The sequence below is a fragment of the Bradyrhizobium australafricanum genome (assembly GCF_020329495.1).
GTDB classification, from domain to species: Bacteria; Pseudomonadota; Alphaproteobacteria; order Rhizobiales; family Xanthobacteraceae; genus Bradyrhizobium; species Bradyrhizobium australafricanum.
On record NZ_JAGKJL010000004.1, the window covers coordinates 179,865 to 196,057 of the forward strand.

Genomic DNA, 16,193 nt, shown 5'->3' on the forward strand with positions numbered 1-16,193 from the left:
TCAGTACTTCTTGCACTCCGGGACCGTGCGGCTCGGCAGGCCGATCTTGGCGAACACCGCCGGATCGTAGCCCAGCGTCTGGTTGACGTTCGGGATCACCTTGACGACCTTGCTGAACAGCGCGCCCTTGCCGTCATCGACCACCTCGGTGACGAAATTGGTGCCGATCGCCTGGCGGTTGGAGTCGAGCTTGATCTTGCCGTTCGGCGCGTCGATCTCGATCTTCGCCAGCGCGTCCTTGAGCTTGGCCTGGTTGTTGGAGAGATCGCCATTGACCTGGCGCAGCGCCAGGATCAGCGCCATCGTCGAGCCGTAATAGTTGGTCGCGAGCAGCGACGGGCTCGGGAAGCGTTTGGCCGGCGGGAAGGCATCCTGATAGGCCTTCACGAATTTCTGCCAGCCCGGATCCTCCCAGGTATCGGCCTGGCCGCTGGCGGCGATGGTGCCGATCAGCGCGTTCTTGGCGTTGCCCTTCGACGACAGGATGGTCTGGTCGATCATGATCGAGCCGCCCATCAGATGCGCCTTGCCGCCGGCCTGCTGATACTGGTTGAGGAAGTTGACGGCGTCGGCGCCGCCGAGGCCGAGATAGATCGCGTCGACGTCATCAGGCAGCGCGGCGATCACGGAGGCAAAGTCCTTGGTGCCGAGCGGCACCCATTGCCGGTTGGTGACCTGGCCGCCGGCGCCGCAGAACTCGAGCACCAGGCCAAATACCTGGGTGTAGATGAAGGAGTAGTCCTCGCCGACGGTCGCGATCTTGCGATAGCCCTTGGTCTCATAGGCGTATTTGCCGAGGCCGACCTGCCACTGCGCGCCGTCCATGTTGTAGCGGAAGAAGTTCGGCGCCGGATCGACATAGGTCGTCTCCTGCGCGCCGGAGGCGGCGTTGACGAAGGTCAGCTCCGGATGGGTCTTGGCGAAGTTCTTGACCGCGATGCCTTCGTCGCCAGACAGCGGCGACAGCAGGATCTGCACCTTGTCCTGCTCGATCAGCTTGCGCACCGCGCGCACCGCGGAGTCGGGCGTCGCGTCGGTCGAGGCGACGACGAATTCAAGCTCCTTGTCGCCGATCTTCTTGCCGAGCACGTTGAGCGCCGTCTGGAAGCCGCGCATGCCGTCTTCGCCGAGCACCGTGTAGGTGCCCTCGAGCGTCGCGGTGACGCCGACCTTGATCTTCTCCTGAGCGAACGCTGTGCCCGAAAGCAACAGGCTGCTCAACGCAATCAGTCCCAAACTGCCTTTCAACATCGCGCTCCTCCCTCTGTGTTGTCGCCGGCGTCCACCTGGCGTGCGAAGGCTGATGGCGTCCGGTTGTTGCCGGCAAAGCTAGCCGAAGGCGGGCGCGGCGCGGATGTCGTCGGCGCGTGGTGGCTTAACGGGCAGTCTCATTTTGATTGTTGCGCCGCAGCGCGGCTCGCGGCGCAATGCCGTGGAGCTTGTTCGGTGTCGTCAGCGGGCAAGCTGGTGACCAGTATTCCAGAACGGTCCTGCTTGAGCCGCGAGTCACGGCGCACTGGATGCCCGCATGTGCGGGCATGACACCGGAGAGAATGCCGTCCATGGCTCTCTCCGCACGTCGTCCCGGCGAAAGCCGGGACCCATACGCCGCGGCGGGTGTCGTGAACGGGACTCGTCGTTCCACGTCGTTCAACAATCACGCTCGGTGGTTATGGGTCCCTGTGTCTTGGAAGTCTGTCACGATGTGGGTGGGCGGGAAGCCGTTGGGTCCTTGGCGCTTGACGCCGTGAGCCGGCTCGGTCTCCCGCCCGTTCCATCTATCAACCTGAACAGTTGCACGAGGCTGCGCCAACAGACCTCGCATCACAGGGACAGGCACCGTGACCATAGCTCTTCGTTACGTCGGAATCGACATCTCCAAGAAGCACCTCGATATCTTTGATGAGGCTGACGGTGTGCCGAGGCGCATTGCCAACGCGACACAGGCCATCACACAGCAGGTGGCGCGTTGGCAATGCGATGCGCTGGTGGTCTTCGAGGCGACGGGTATCTATGACCTCGCGCTGCGCGAGGCGCTGCGTCAGGCCGGGATCCAGTTCGCACGGATCAACCCGGCCCGGGCCCGCGACTTTGCACGGGCTAGCGGCCTGCTGGCCAAGACCGATCCGATCGATGCGCGGATGCTGGCGGCCTTTGCGCGGGCCATGCAGCCCGCCCCCGAGCAGGTCGCCGATCCTGCACGGGGCGCCTTGGCGAGGCTTGCAAAACGGCGGGATCAGCTGGTCCTCATGCGCGCCCAGGAGAAGAACCGGCGCAGCGAGGCCGACGATCGTGCAATGGCCGAACGCATTGGCCGCCTCATCGAGGTCCTCGACAGCGAGATCGCCGAGATCGAGGCCGACATCGGCGCCTTGATTAAAGCCGAAGCGGAGATCGCGGACGATGCGAAGTTAATGCGTTCGCTGCCCGGCGTGGGTCCGGTGGCCTGCATGCAGCTCATCGCCCAGATGCCGGAACTCGGGCGGGTCGGACCGAAACAACTCGCAGCGCTCGCAGGCCTTGCTCCCTTCAACGTCGACAGCGGCGCCTTCCGCGGCAAGCGCAAGATTGCGGGCGGCCGAAAGCGCGTTCGTGACGCCCTTTATATGGCGGCCCTCAACGCAGTTCGCAGGGCCGATCCGTTCAAGGCCTTCTATGCACGACTGCGACAGGCCGGAAAACCAGCCAAACTCGCCCTCATCGCCGTCGCCAGGAAGCTGTTGACGGTCCTCAATGCCATGATGCGAGACCGAAAGCCGTACCTGCAGACCAATCCAACATAACAGTTGCCGGCCTTCGCCGGGACGACACCGAATGTGTTGCGCGGCTGGTAAGTCATGCTTTTGTGTTCTCGCGACATGATCTGTCCGAGCTTTGCTCTTCGTTCCGCCCTGGCTCTTGAAGAGGCGCAGGGAAACCCGGATACCGATCGCACCCCATGGGTCCCGTGCAAATGGAAAGCGCGGGATGTAAGACCACAGATGTAATCGGAAACATCCGGCTTTCTCCGCGCGCGCTCCCCCCGGCGAGACGGGCTTGGTTGTCGCCGCTGCCGCGAAGATGCTTCGCATCTCACGGGGGGACACCTGCCACTAAGCGTCAAGCCTGCACGACTTCGCCATTCGACTTGCGCGCTCTCGTCAGTTTCACGCTCGGCGTCCACCGCATCTCACACCGCGTCCGTGACGATTGCGAAGCGCCCCTCGCGACGCGCGTGGCGGATTGGTCGCAAGATGTGGCTGCCGGAACCGATGGTGGCGCGCGTCGGAGATTTCGATAATTGGGACGAACGTAGAAGTTCCCTTGCGTTTGCCCAACATTGTCCATCATGAGTCTATCAACTTCGCGTGTGGTGCCTGTTGAATGCGGAGACAGGGGATCGCCGGAACCCGAGGTGCACAGACTCGGGTCGCGTCAACAGGCAGGCGGAGCGGAACAATCAAGCAAATAGTGGTGCGACGATGCCTGCCGCCTTTGCCGGGGCGGGCAAGGCGAAGGTATTTCATCGCTGCAGCGCGGCGCGTTCTGCGTTCGGCGTGCGTCGCTGTCGTCGGTTGCTCGCTGTGCGAGCAGGCTCACGCGCTCGACTTCTTTGGCCTGTTCGGTTCCGACGATCCGCCGCCGGTCAGCGCCACGACGCTGTCCTATCGGCTGGAGATCGAAGCCAAGACGCCGGAGGGCAAGAACGATAGCGACGCCGAACAGGCATTGCGCGATGCCGCCGGCACCTATCGCCTTCGACAGGAACCGCCCCCGGACGGGGAAGGTCTCGCGCGCCGGCTGCAGGCAGACATCAATCCGCTACTTGATGCCCTTTGGGGGCTTGGCCGCTACAACGCCCAGATCGATGTGACGATAGATGGAGTTCCAATCTCCCTCGACGAGATCGGGCTCGCCGCGGCGGCGCGTCGGGCCGACAGCTTTCGCAATCGGACCGTTGTGCCCGTCAAGGTCATCGCGCGACTTGGTCCGTTGTTCAAGCTGCGCGCCGTTGATGTAGACTATCCGCGCGACCAAGCGCCGCAGGGATTGCCGCGCCGCGCGTTTGCGCTGAAGTCCGGCGATCCCGCGATCTCTGCCGACCTGCGCGCCGCGCAGGTGAAGCTCGTCGACTGGTTCCGCAGCAACGGACATCCGCTCGCGAAGGTCGCCGACGTCAAGGCCACCGTCGATCATGGCGCCGCCGCGATGGACCTTCGGCTGCGGGTCGAAGCGGGCCCCAAGGCCGGCATCGGCGCCGTGACGATCTCGGGCGGAGACGTCGATCCGAGAGTAGTGGCCACGCACGTCTACCTGAGGGAAGGCGAGCCTTATTCGCCAGAGCGGCTCGCCTTGGCGAAAACCTCGATCGCAAAGATCCCGGCCATCGGGGGAATTCGGGTCCGCGAGGCGGACCAGCTCGATGAGAATGGCAATCTGCCGGTCTTCATCGATTTGACGGAAAGGCCCAGGCACGCGGTGGGCCTCTCGGCGAAATATTCCACCGTCGATGGTCCCGGCATTGCTGGCTACTACGAGGATCGGAACATATTCGGCGGCGGCGAGCGCCTGAGGCTCGAAGCGTCCGCCTCGCTTTTGCAACGGATCGACGGCACGTCCTTCACCGGCTTCAATAATCTGAGCGGCTCGGATTTCGGCGCACGCTTTACCGGCACCTTCATCAAGCCGGGCTTGTTCGGTACGGCCAACGATCTACTGATCGAGGCCACTGCGTTCCGCGAGCGTGTCGGCAACAACGACCTCGGCGGTTACACTGACGACACGGTGCGCGGCACGTTCGGCGTGATCCATCGCTTTTCGGAGGCGGCTTCGCTGCAGGCCGGTCTCCAGGTCGAGCAATCGAAATCGCAGGACGTGCTGGGGCGGGTCGATGCGACATTGATCGGCTTCACGGCGACCGGCCGCTACGACACGACAGACAATCCGCTCGACCCCACGCGCGGTGTGCGCCTCTCGGCGACCGTCAATGCCTATCCGAAGCTGATGGGTTCCACGATCGATCTGTTCGAAGCGCGGGTTGCGGGCTCGGCCTATTATGCGCTCGACGAGCAGGCCGACTACGTTCTGGCGGGTCGGTTGGCCGCAGGCTCGCTTGCGGGCGCGCCGCTCGACCAGATTCCGGATGCACATCGCTTCTTCGCTGGCGGCGGCGGATCCGTGCGCGGTTACGGCTTCAACACCATTTCGCCGATGATGTTCGGTCAAATCACCGGTGGTCGCAGCCTGATCGAGGGCTCCGCCGAGGTGCGGGTCAGGATCACGCCCACCATCGGCCTCGTGCCATTCTTCGACTTTGGCACCGCCTCCCGATCATCCCTGCCAGGCTTCGACGACTATGTGGGCTACGGCGCGGGACTTGGCTTGCGTTATCTCACGCCAGTCGGCCCGATCCGCCTTGACGTTGCGACACCGCTGAACCCTCGCCCCGGAGACAGCCGTTACGCGATCTATGTCAGCATTGGGCAAGCCTTCTGATGCGCATCCGACGGCTGTTCATTATCGGTTCCGCCGTCGCGGCCCTGGGTCTCATCGCTGCCGCGGTGCTTGGTGTCGTTCTCTACGGAATGGTGGGCGGGAGCGGCGAGAACCAGCAGGATGTGCTGGCCAGTCTTGTCTCGCGGACGCTCTCGACGCCGGCGACCCAGGTCCATGTCGGCGCCGTCGATGGTGTGCTGTCCTCGGATGCAACGGTCCGCGACGTTAGCATCACCGACAAGGACGGAGTCTGGCTGACGCTCGACAAGGCGCGCCTCGTCTGGCGACGCAGTGCATTGTTGCTGGGGCGGCTGGAAATCGACCGTCTCGAGATCGGCACGCTTGAGATCAGGCGAAAGCCGCTTCCGTCCGACCAGCCTGCCGCCGAGTCCGATCAGCCGATGCTGCCTGACCTTCCGGTGAAGGTGCAGGTGAAGGCTTTCGACCTGCGGGCCCTGACGCTGGGACAGTCGATTCTGGGTGAAGCTTTGAGTGTCGCGGCGACCGGCAATACCGAGCTCGGCTCGCCCTCGGAAGGGCTCGTCTTCAACCTCGATGCCACCCGCAAGGATTTTCCGGGCCACTTCAAGGCCGCTCTCGCCTACGTTCCGCAGGGAAATGCGCTTACCCTCGACGTCACGCTCGACGAGCCAGCCCACGGACTCATGTCGAAGCTCGGCCATCTGCCGGGCGAGCCGCCCGTCACATTCGCACTGGGCGGCAAGGGCACGCTCGACAGCTTTCGCGGTGCCCTGAAGTTGCAGGCCGGCCCCACGATCGATGCGACCGGCACGATTGCGCTTGACCGAAACGGCGCGGCCCGAGTGCTCGCAACGCGCCTTGCCAGTCACCTCGAACCGTTGTTGCCGGCGATCGCCGCGCCGGTCTTCGCCGGCGAAACCCATCTCGACAGTACGACACATTTTGGTGACGACGGCAGCATCGCCCTGGACGGGCTGACGCTGACGAGCCGTCTCGCGCGGCTCGACGCGAAAGGTCTGCTCCGAGCCGATAAGGTCGTGGATTTCGCGGCTTCGGTCCGCGCTTTGCCAAGCAACGGCGACGTGACCGAGACTGACCAAGGCTCGATCCGCAGCCTCGTTTTCGACAGCCGCGTCAACGGCCCAATCAAGGCTCCGACAGCATCGGTCAAGCTCGCGCTGTCGGGTGCTCATCTGCCGGACGGAGACGTCGAGACGCTTGATGCTTCGATCACGGCCGTTCCTCGTGCCGAGGCCAGCGGTCCCGCAACGCGCATCGTCCTTGACGCGAACCTGCGCGCTTCCGGCATTGCGCCACGCGACGCGAGTTTGGCGGCCGCGATCGGCAACACCGCATCGCTCGTGCTCCACGGCGATACGGACCTGGGCGGCCACGCCAGGATCGAGCGTCTCGAGATCGGCACATCAACGGTTCAGGCCACCTATACAGGCGATGTCAGCGCCGATCGCCTGAATGGCCGGGCAACCGGAACCGTGCCCGACCTCGGCGCCTTTGCCGACCTTGCCGGGCTGAAGCTTGCGGGCTCGGTGGCGTTCGGCCTCGATCTCGACACGGATTTACAGCGTGGCAACTTCGATATCAGAATGTCAGGTGCCGGCGAGAAGCTTGCGACGGGACTTGCGGCGCTCGATGGGCTTGCGGGGGCGCGGCTCGCACTCGCCGCCGACATCTCTGGCGATGGCCGCGACACTTACACGGTCCGCGGCGCGTCGATCGACGGAGCCCATGTTGCGGTTCGCGCCAAAGGAACAGTGACGCGCGACTCGAGCGACCTGTCGGCGCGTGTTGACCTGCCGGATCTCTCGGCGGCCGATGCGCGCCTCACCGGTGCGGGAGCTCTCGACGTCGGCCTGACCGGCGGGCTCGCGCATCCCGGGGTTTCGTTCGCGGCCTCGGTGGATCGCGCCACCGCCATGCGGCGTCCGATTCCGCATCTGGCGCTCGCCGCGACGGTCAGCGACATCAACGGAGTCTGTGCTGTCGAGGCCAAGCTCGACGGCTCCGTCGACGGCAAGCCAGCGCGCGGGATTGTTCAGCTGAGTCGTCGATCGTCGGAGCCCGACGATCGCGCTTCTCCCGCCTTTGCCGGATGGCACGCAAAGACCATCGACATCGCGATCGGATCGGTATCCCTGAAGGGGGCAGCAACGATCGACGCCCAGAGATTCGCCGGCGGGCAGATTCGCTTCGCAGCCGGGGCGCTCGCCGATCTCTCGCCGCTTGCCCTCACAGAGCTCGCCGGTTCGGCCTCACTCGACCTTGCCGCTTCGGCCGACGGCGGCCAACAGTCGGTCCGGCTTGCCGGCAAGGGTGCCGGAATCCGTGCCGCGGGTGCGGCCGTCCGCAATTTCGATCTGCGCGCCGATGGCGCCGATCTCTACAGCCATCCGGTGCTCAATGCTGATGTGCAGGTCAATGGTGCCGAGTTCGGCGGTCAGACAATCTCAAACGTCACGCTGGCGGCCACGGGCAATGCCGATGCGAGCACGATCGGCCTGTCCGCCAAGGCTGCCGGATTCGATCTCGATGCCGCGGGCGCACTGACCACCAGGGAGCGGGTGCGGTTCGATCTCAACCGCTTCACCGTGCGCCGTGGCGCCAAAGCGATTGCGCTGCAGGGCCCCGCGGGCTTCACGCTCGACGATGGCACGCTGCTGATCGAGCATCTGGCGCTCGCAATTGGACGTGGCCGCTTCACGGTGGACGGCAAGGCCGGCCAGGTGCTCGACCTCAAGGCCGTGGCCAACGCGATCCCGCTCGGCGAGGCCGATGTCGCGATACCCGGTCTGGGCCTGAGCGGGACCCTCGACGCGTCAGCGGCCATTGCGGGCTCCATGAGCGCGCCGACCGGCCAGTACAAGGTCGCGGTCAAGCAGCTTACCGCGCCGCAGACCAGAAGCGCCGGCCTGCCGCCGATCGACGTTGCCGCGGACGGACGGCTCGATGGCAGCCGCGCGAGCCTGAACACCACAATTGCTGCGGGAAGAGCCGGTGCGATCGCGGCGTCGGGCACGGTGCCGCTCGACGCCACGGGTCCGATCGCGCTGACCGCGAAGGGCCGCCTCGATGCCGCCATCGCCAATGCCGCGCTTTCCGCCTCCGGCCGTACCGTGTCCGGCAGCGTTACGCTCGATGCCCGTGTCGGCGGCACGCGTACCAGGCCACAGATCGGCGGTGTCGCCACCATGAGCGGAGGTACCTTCCGTGACAGCATGCTCGGTACGCGCCTCGATGCCGTCGAGGCGAAAATCACCGCCGAAGGAGAGCGCATCGTCGTGGAGCGCCTGACCGCGGTGACGCCCAACGGCGGTACGTTGTCCGGCTCCGGTGAGGTACGGGTCGCCCCGGATGCAGGTTTTCCAGGCACGGTCTCGATTCGCGGTCAGCAGGCGACGCTTGCTTCCAGCGCGCTGGCGACCGCGCAGGCCAATCTCGCTATCGACGTCACAGGCGCCCTGGCGCGCGATCCGCGGATCGTCGGTCGCGTCGACTTGACTCGCGTCAACGTCGATATTCCGGATCGCCTGCCGTCGACGCTGAAGCCGATCGACGGCATCAACCATGTGAACGCCTCGGGACAGGCCGCTGCACGGCTCGCAGCTGCGCGCAAGGCCGAGACGCCGAAAGGCAACAAGAAGCGTCCGGCGCTCTTCAATGCCGCGCTGGACGTGACAGTTTCGGCGCCGAACCACGTCTTCATCCATGGCCGCGGGGTAACCGCGGAACTCGGCGGCTCCGTTCATGTCGGCGGCACGAGCAACGCGCCGGTTCCGAAGGGAGCCTTCTCGCTCTATCAGGGCAAGCTGGTGGTGCTCGGAAAGACGCTGACCTTCACCAAGGGCAATCTCTCCTTCAACGGCGATCTCGCGCCCGAGCTCGATTTCGCGGCAGAGATACAGGCCCCTGACATCACCGCGCAGGTCGGAATCTCGGGCCCGGCGGCCGCGCCGGTCTTCGCCTTCCATTCGCAGCCCGAGTTGCCGCAGGACGAGATCCTGTCGCGCATTCTCTTTCAGAAAGCTTCGGGCAGCCTGACGACCTCGCAGGCCGTGCAGCTCGCAGGGGCCGCGGCTCAGTTCGCAAGCGGTGGCGAGGGAACGGTGGACCGCATGCGCCGCTCGCTCGGGGTCGACAATCTGGATGTGGGCGCCGGAGCGGGCGGTCCGATGGTCGGCGCCTCGCGCGCGATCGGCGACAGGCTGAGCGTGGGCGTGCGGACGGGCGCGAGCGCCAGCCAGTCAGGAGTGTCGGCCAATGTCGACGTGACGCGCCATATCCGCGTCGAGTCGGATGTCGATGCGAAGGGCTCGACATCCGTCGGTGTCGGCACGCGATTCGAATGGTAAAGGCGACCGAGATCGCCCCTCACTTCGTGGTGTAGCCGCCGTTGACCAGGATGGTCTGGCCGGTCATCCACCAGCCGTCCGACACCAGCAGGCGGATCCACGGCACGATGTCCTTGATGTCGGTGAGCCCGTTCCTGGAGAAGCCCGACAGCGCCGCCGCCGATTTGTGGTAGGCGACCGCGTCCGCGCCTTCGGCCGGATAGAAGAACGGCGTGTCCATCGGGCCGGGTCCGATTGCGGTGACCGAGATGCCGCGCGCGCCGAACTCCTTCGATGCCGCACGGGTGAAGTGCTCGACCGGCGCCTTGGTCCCGGCATAGGCCGCATAGAACGGCGTGTAGGCGCCGAGCAGCGACGTCACCAGCGTGCAGATCTTGCCGTTGTCGTTGACGTGGCGGCCGGCCTCCTTGAGGAAGAAGAACGCGGACTTGGCGTTGACCGCGCTCATCGCGTCATATTCGGTCTCCGAGATCTCGATCATCGGTTTCTTCAACACCTTGCCGACGGTGTTGATCGCGATGTCGGGGCGGCCGATCGCGGCGACCGCGTCGGCGAACAGCTTCTCCATCGCGCCTGCTGTTGTGAGATTGGCCTGGAAGGCGACCGCCTTGCTGCCTGCGGCCTGCAGCGCCGCCACCGTCGCGTCGGCATCGGCCTTGGTGGCCGCGCTGTTGTAGTGGATCGCGATCGCCCTGGCGCCGTGGGCGGCGAGATCGCGCGCGATCAGGCCGCCGAGATTCTTGGCGCCGCCGGCGATGATGACGGTCTTGCCCTTGATGCTGTGGTCGGTCATGGCGTTCGCCTCTCCAGGTCTCGCGGCCGCGCCCTGCGGCCGCTTTCTGGAGAGGACGATATCGTCTAGAATTTGCCGATAAAGCCATGCATCCTGATCTCACTTGTCGGGAATGGCGAACAATCGTGGACGATTTTGGACCGCATCGACCTGTTCCGCATCTTCGCTCGCGTCGTCGAGTGCGCGAGCTTTACGCGGGCGGCCGATACGCTGGGCCTGCCGCGCTCGTCGGTCTCGTCAGCGGTCGCAGAACTGGAGCAGCGCGTCGGCGCGCGGCTGCTGCATCGCACGACGCGAAAGGTGTCGCCCACGCATGACGGCGCGGCCTTCTACGAACGAGCCTTGCGCGTCGTTGCCGATGTCGAGGAGGCCGAGACCCTGTTTCGCCACGCCGCCGCCGAACCGTCCGGCAGGCTCAGGGTCGACGTGCCCGGGCGGATCGGCCGCCTGATCATCGCGCCGGCGTTGCCGGCTTTCCTTGATCGTTATCCGCAGATCGACATCGATCTCGGCGTCACCGATCGCGCTATCAACCTGATCGAGGATTCCGCCGATTGCGTCGTGCGCGTCGGCCCGCTCAGCGATTCCGGTCTGATCGCGCGGCCGCTCGGCGATCTGACGCTGATCAATGTCGCAAGCCCCGGATATCTCGCGCGCCACGGCACGCCGCGAACGCCCGACGATCTCGGCGCGCATTGGGCGGTCAACTACGCCTCGCCCTCCACCGGCCGCATCGAGGAGTGGGAGTGGAGCGAGCAGGGCGCGTCGCGCGGCATCGCGCTGCGCGGCCGCGTCACCGTCAACAGCGCCGAGGCCTATATCGCCTGCTGCCTCGCCGGCCTTGGCCTGATCCAGATTCCCGCCTACGACGTGAAGCGGCACCTCGATGCCGGAGAGCTCGTCGAGCTGATGCCGCGGCACCGCGCCGCGCCGATGCCGATGACCTTGCTCTATCCGCACCGTCAGCATCTGTCGCGGCGGCTGCAGGTGTTTGCCGACTGGCTGACGGATTTGCTGAAACAGAAGCTGCTCGCGGCGGAGTAGGGGCGCAGGCTGGCGTTCCCGGTCGGTGGGACGTATAATCCCGGCGCTCGTGACGGTAACCTGATGACCACTTTGGTAAGTAAATTCGGCCCTGCAAGCGTAGTGTTGGCGCTGTGCCTGAGCGGCCAGCAGGCCAGTGCCCAGGCCGGCCCGGTGCGCTACTGGACGCCGGGCTCGCTGTTCGGCTTCGGCGGCAGCCTTGCCGACGGCCAGAAGGCGGATACTTACGGAAACTTTCCGAGCTTTGACGCCGCCGGCGCGCAAGGCGGCGATTTCTCATATCTGAACGGCCGGCCCGACGGCTGGTTCGCCGGCAGCGAAGGCGGTCGCGTCGGCTGGAACGCACTCGGCCAATCGGCGGCGTTCGGCTCGCTGGAATATCAGGGCGCGCAGTTCGGATACAATTTCAGGGGCGTCGGTAATACGCCCGTGACCTTCTTCGCCGGCTTCGACACCCTGAAATACAATCCGCCCGGTGCCGGCGGGCCGCTGGCGCCGTTCAGCGGCAATCCCGGTGTCAACGCCGGCTATTCTGCGCGCGCGGGCCTCGAGTTCCGGCCGACTTCGAATCTCAGCCTGTCCTTCGGCGCGAGCTTCACCCAGCAAGGGGCGGAGCGGATGGACAGCGACATCCATTCGCAGCTGCTGCCCGGCCAGTCTCCGGTCCTGTTCGGCGGCCGGTAAAGCGCGATGAGAATCGTCATCGCGCTTTAGCTCTTTGTTTGGGCATGATCTTTTCGGAAAACCGCTTCGCACTTTTCCGGATCATGCTTTAGCGCGTCAGCGCAAGACGGCAGCGCTGCGGTCCTGATTCAACCAAAACGTCAGAACCCAAGAAGGCTCGAAGTCACGGGCACAGTCAGGATCGAAACATGGACATGCAGGGCAAGATCGCACTCGTCACCGCCGCGGCATCCGGTGCCGGCCGCGCCGGGGCACGCATCCTCGCGCGCGAAGGCGCGGCGGTCGCCGTGGTCGACCAGAACGAGGCCGGCGCGAAGGCGGTGGTCGACGAGATCAAAAAGAGCGGCGGGCGCGCGCTGGCGCTGACCGGCGATCTGCGCGATGACGGCTTTGCGCGCGACATCGTCACAGCGACGGTGAAGGAATTCGGCGCGCTCGACTGCGTGTGGAACCACCTCGGTATTCCCGGTCCGTCCGTGATCGACGATCTCGAGGGCTGGGATCTCAGCGTCGATCTCAACCTGCGCTCGCAGCTGATCACCACCAATGCGGCGCTCGGCCAGATGACCGCGCGGCGCCAGGGCAGCATCCTGTTCACGGCGTCGACCTCGGGCCTGATCGGCTCGCCGTGGAGCCCGACCTATTCGGCGGCGAAGGCCGGCGTGATCGGGCTGGCGCGCGCGCTCGCCAAGCGCCACGCCAAGGACGGCGTCCGCGTTAATGCGATCTGCCCCGGTGCGATCGACACGCCGATGCTGCGGGTGTTCGTCAACCGGCCGGACCAGCCGGGCCACAACGAGGCCGATGCGGAGGAACTGATCAAGGCCGCGGTCACCCGCAATCCGATGGGCCGCGCCGCGCGTCCCGAGGAGATCGCGGAGGTCGCGGTGTTCCTGCTGTCGGACAAGGCGTCGTTCGTCACCGGCATCGCGATGCCGGTCGATGGCGGGACGGTGGCGTAGCGTCTTCCAGGAATTGCCCTAAAGCATGATCCGGAAAAGTGCGAAGCGGTTTTCCGAAAAGATCATGCTCAAACAAAGAGCTAAAGCGCGATGACGATTCAACCTAATCTCATCGCGCTTTAGAACTTCGCTCTGATGCCGGCATAGGCCGCGAGCGGCATGCCGGGCACGAAGGTGCGCGGATCGGTCAGCTGCGCCATCAGGTTGGGCGCAGCTCCGGCGCTGGCAAAGCCGCCGGTCTCGTAGAACGCGCCGCCGAGATAATAATGCTGGTTGAAGACGTTGTTGATCAGGCCGAACACCTCGATATTCGGCGTGATCTTGTAGGAGGTGTGCAGGTTCACGACCGCGTAGGCCGGGACCTTCTGGCTCTGGTTGGTGCCGTCGCCGATCAGCCATTGGCTGCCGACCACGTTGATGTCGGCGCCGACCTTCCATGCGTCGGTGGCGAGGTACTCGACACCTGCCTTGAAGCGGTGCGCCGGAATGCCCGGGATATGGTCGCCCGGCTTGACGTTGATGAACCGGACGTCATCGTTGTTCGGGTCGGTCAGGGCGTTCGGGTTGTCGGGAGCCGGCAACGTGTTTGCGCTTCGATAGGTCGCGTCGATGAAGGTGTAGTTGGCATAGGCGTTCCAGCGATTGACGCGGTAGTCGAGCTTGGCTTCGATGCCCTGCCGCAGGGTCTGTCCCGCATTCTGGAAATAGCCGAAATTGCCTGTGCCGATGGGGCTCTGCACCCGGATGATGTCGTCGTCGGACAGAGTGTGGAACGCGCCGACGCCCCAGCTCAGCATGCCGGTCCTGGCGTCGTTGCCCCAGGTGCCGCGGAAGCCGGCCTCGATGGTGTGCGACACCACCTGCTTGAGCGGCGGATCGGACACCAGGAAGGAATCGATGACGCAGGGGCGGGCCGGATCGGAGCAGCCGAGCTCGAGCGGCGTCGGCGCGCGGTTGGCCTCCGAATAGCCGGCATAGAAGGTGAGGTTCGGCGTGATCTTGTAGGTGCCGCCGATCACCGGGTTGAGGCGCTGGAATCGGTTGCTGCTGTTGAGCTGGTTATTTGTCCCGGTCTGGTCCTGCAGATCGATCTGGGCATAGTTGAATCGTCCACCAGCAGTGACCGAGAACCTGTTCGTCACGTCGAAGGTATCGGTGAGATAGACGCCGGTGTAGGTGTTGGTGGCGCGCAGGTCGACCGGGGCGAGACCGGCATCGGGCTGGTTGATGAAGATGCCGGTGCCGGTCACGAACAGGTTGTTCGGATCGATCGTTCCGAGCTCGCTGGTCGCCGTGAATTTCGTGTTGCCGTGGTCGACGCTGACGCCCATCACGACGTGGTTGTCGTGTCCGAACAGCTTGTCCGAGTTGGTCAGCTGGGCTGTGCCGCCGAAGCTGTTGGTCGCGGCCCGGTTGCGGTCGACTTCGCCAAGGAAGGCGTTGCCCAGCGTGTTCGGAACCGAGGGACCTCCCGCCGGACCGAAAATCGGCAGGTCGTCGCCGATGCACAAACTGTCTCCCCCGTCGCAGGCATGCACGTCGGTGCCGTTGCCATCGACATGGGTCTGCCGGAAGCCGCGGAAATAGGCATTGCCCTGGAAGGACCAGGTGTCGGAGAAATTGTGGTTCAGCGTGGCGTTGACGAAGGCGAGTTGAAGCAGCGTCGTCTGCGGCCAGGTGTAGACGCTCGACCAGCGCTGATTGAGCATCTGCACCGGCGTTGCCGCGACATTGCCGAGCAGGTTGCTGGCGCCGGTGAAATTGACGTGAAATTCGGTGTCGTCGTTGCGTGCGCCAACGTCCACATACATGCGGTTGATGTGCGACGAATTGGCGTGGTCGCGCCAGCCGCGATCATACGCGGATTCGAACGCAGCGTAGGCGGAGATGTTGTCCCTGTGGCCGCCGGCCTGCACGCTGCCCTGCACGCGCCCGTAGGAGCCGCCGAACAGTTCAGCCTCGGAGCCCTGATAGGTGAAGCCGTTCTTCATCTGGATGCTCAGCGCGCCGCCGATCGCGTTGAGGCCGAACACCGGATTGTTCGGAAACAATGCGACGCTGTCGATGGCCTTTTCCGGGATGAAATCCCAGTTGACCACGTCGCCCCAGGATTCGTTGATGCGCACGCCGTTCTGATAGACCGCGATGCCCTGCGGCGTGCCCTGGACCGGCGAGGCGGTGAAGCCGCGGTAGTCGAGATTGCGCTGGAACGGATTGCCGGTCTGGTCGCCGAGCGTGACGCCGGGCAGCTTGCGGTTCACAGCATCGAGGAAGTTGGTCGAGTAGTTGTGGCTGAAATCCTGCGTCGTCATCACCGCGGTGTTGGACGGGACCTTGTCGCGATCAATCAGGGTGGAGTCGCGATCGGAGGGGCCGGGTGCAGCGGTGCCGACATCGGGGCCCGCTGCCGGAGCAACAGGTCCGGTTCGGGTTCGCGCGGTTCGCGTGGTCCGAACCACCGGCCGTGCCGTCGGCCTTGCGCTGCGGGTGCCGGCCAGAGGTGTGGGCGCAATCACGTTGACGGGCGGCAGTTCAGTGGGGACCGGATCGGCCGTCTGAGCATGCAGGACAGTCGATGGCAGTGCAGAGCCAATAACAGCCAGCACGGCCGCAGCGCCTCGCGTATAGACCGAAGAAGACAAAGACCGTGTTGCCGCACGCAACAACGCAGCAGCCATGACGCCCACCCCCAAGCCGCGGTTCGGCTTGATCCCCGACGAACCTTGGCTCGGAGACTGCGGGAACGCCCTTGCTTTGGCAAACAAGATCAATCCCGGGGGACCGGGATTCTTTTCCAACTGTAATCGGGAAAAATTCCCGATTTTGATGGACGGGCACACGCACACGATACGGGCGGGATGATTCCGGCCGACTTGGCGCAAATTC

The 16,193-nt window shown here is 65.0% G+C and carries 10 protein-coding genes; 6 read left to right on the top strand and 4 right to left on the bottom strand.

From position 1 onward, the window contains the following. Positions 1-1,251 carry an ABC transporter substrate-binding protein gene (locus tag J6525_RS06170; RefSeq protein WP_028333311.1) on the bottom strand — a complete coding sequence of 417 codons (1,251 nt, stop codon included), beginning with the start codon at positions 1,249-1,251 and terminating at the stop codon, positions 1-3. A gap of 124 nt (positions 1,252-1,375) precedes the next feature. Beyond that, positions 1,376-1,564, bottom strand: a complete 189-nt coding sequence (locus J6525_RS06175) for a hypothetical protein (RefSeq protein WP_225642852.1) — start codon at positions 1,562-1,564, stop codon at positions 1,376-1,378. 277 nt (positions 1,565-1,841) lie between these two features. Between J6525_RS06175 and J6525_RS47230 the strand changes: the two genes are divergently transcribed. The 3 genes from J6525_RS47230 to J6525_RS06190 all read left to right on the top strand — a co-directional run bounded on the left by J6525_RS47230 (position 1,842) and on the right by J6525_RS06190 (position 9,824). Beyond that, positions 1,842-2,783 (top strand): transposase, encoded by a 942-nt coding sequence (locus J6525_RS47230; RefSeq protein ID WP_225164687.1) that lies wholly within the window; start codon positions 1,842-1,844, stop codon positions 2,781-2,783. A 670-nt stretch (positions 2,784-3,453) separates the two neighbouring features. Continuing rightward, entirely contained in the window at positions 3,454-5,475 is a 2,022-nt protein-coding gene (locus J6525_RS06185) for an autotransporter assembly complex protein TamA (protein WP_225642854.1), read from the top strand. Further along, positions 5,475-9,824, top strand: coding sequence for a translocation/assembly module TamB domain-containing protein (locus J6525_RS06190; RefSeq protein WP_225642857.1), 4,350 nt, complete (start codon positions 5,475-5,477; stop codon positions 9,822-9,824). The genes J6525_RS06185 and J6525_RS06190 overlap by 1 nt, the downstream gene beginning before the upstream one ends. Before the next feature lie 19 nt (positions 9,825-9,843). Here J6525_RS06190 and J6525_RS06195 read toward each other — a convergent pair whose 3' ends face one another. Next, entirely contained in the window at positions 9,844-10,617 is a 774-nt protein-coding gene (locus tag J6525_RS06195) for an SDR family oxidoreductase (protein ID WP_225642859.1), read from the bottom strand. A 135-nt stretch (positions 10,618-10,752) separates the two neighbouring features. On the opposite strand from J6525_RS06195, the gene J6525_RS06200 reads away from it, so the two are divergent. The 3 genes from J6525_RS06200 (at position 10,753) to J6525_RS06210 (ending at position 13,307) form a co-directional block, all read left to right on the top strand. Then, a complete protein-coding gene (locus tag J6525_RS06200; RefSeq protein WP_225642860.1) occupies positions 10,753-11,661 on the top strand; it encodes a LysR family transcriptional regulator in 909 nt (302 codons plus the stop codon). Between the two features lie 63 nt (positions 11,662-11,724). After that, positions 11,725-12,345, top strand: coding sequence for a hypothetical protein (locus J6525_RS06205; RefSeq protein WP_225642862.1), 621 nt, complete (start codon positions 11,725-11,727; stop codon positions 12,343-12,345). A 188-nt stretch (positions 12,346-12,533) separates the two neighbouring features. Continuing rightward, the gene (locus J6525_RS06210) at positions 12,534-13,307 is read left to right on the top strand and encodes an SDR family NAD(P)-dependent oxidoreductase (protein WP_225642864.1); all 774 of its coding nucleotides are present in this window, start codon (positions 12,534-12,536) and stop codon (positions 13,305-13,307) included. Positions 13,308-13,426: 119 nt separating this feature from the next. Here J6525_RS06210 and J6525_RS06215 read toward each other — a convergent pair whose 3' ends face one another. Continuing rightward, positions 13,427-15,913 carry a TonB-dependent receptor gene (locus tag J6525_RS06215; RefSeq protein ID WP_225642866.1) on the bottom strand — a complete coding sequence of 829 codons (2,487 nt, stop codon included), beginning with the start codon at positions 15,911-15,913 and terminating at the stop codon, positions 13,427-13,429. Positions 15,914-16,193 lie beyond the last annotated feature (280 nt).

Excerpts from the sequence above, each read along its gene's own strand:
- J6525_RS06170 (WP_028333311.1), bottom strand. The coding sequence starts at position 1,251 with ATGTTGAAAGGCAGTTTGGGACTGATTGCGTTGAGCAGCCTGTTGCTT.
- J6525_RS06175 (WP_225642852.1), bottom strand. The coding sequence starts at position 1,564 with ATGGACGGCATTCTCTCCGGTGTCATGCCCGCACATGCGGGCATCCAG.
- J6525_RS06190 (WP_225642857.1), top strand. The coding sequence starts at position 5,475 with ATGCGCATCCGACGGCTGTTCATTATCGGTTCCGCCGTCGCGGCCCTG.
- J6525_RS06195 (WP_225642859.1), bottom strand. The coding sequence starts at position 10,617 with ATGACCGACCACAGCATCAAGGGCAAGACCGTCATCATCGCCGGCGGC.
- J6525_RS06205 (WP_225642862.1), top strand. The coding sequence starts at position 11,725 with ATGACCACTTTGGTAAGTAAATTCGGCCCTGCAAGCGTAGTGTTGGCG.
- J6525_RS06210 (WP_225642864.1), top strand. The coding sequence starts at position 12,534 with ATGGACATGCAGGGCAAGATCGCACTCGTCACCGCCGCGGCATCCGGT.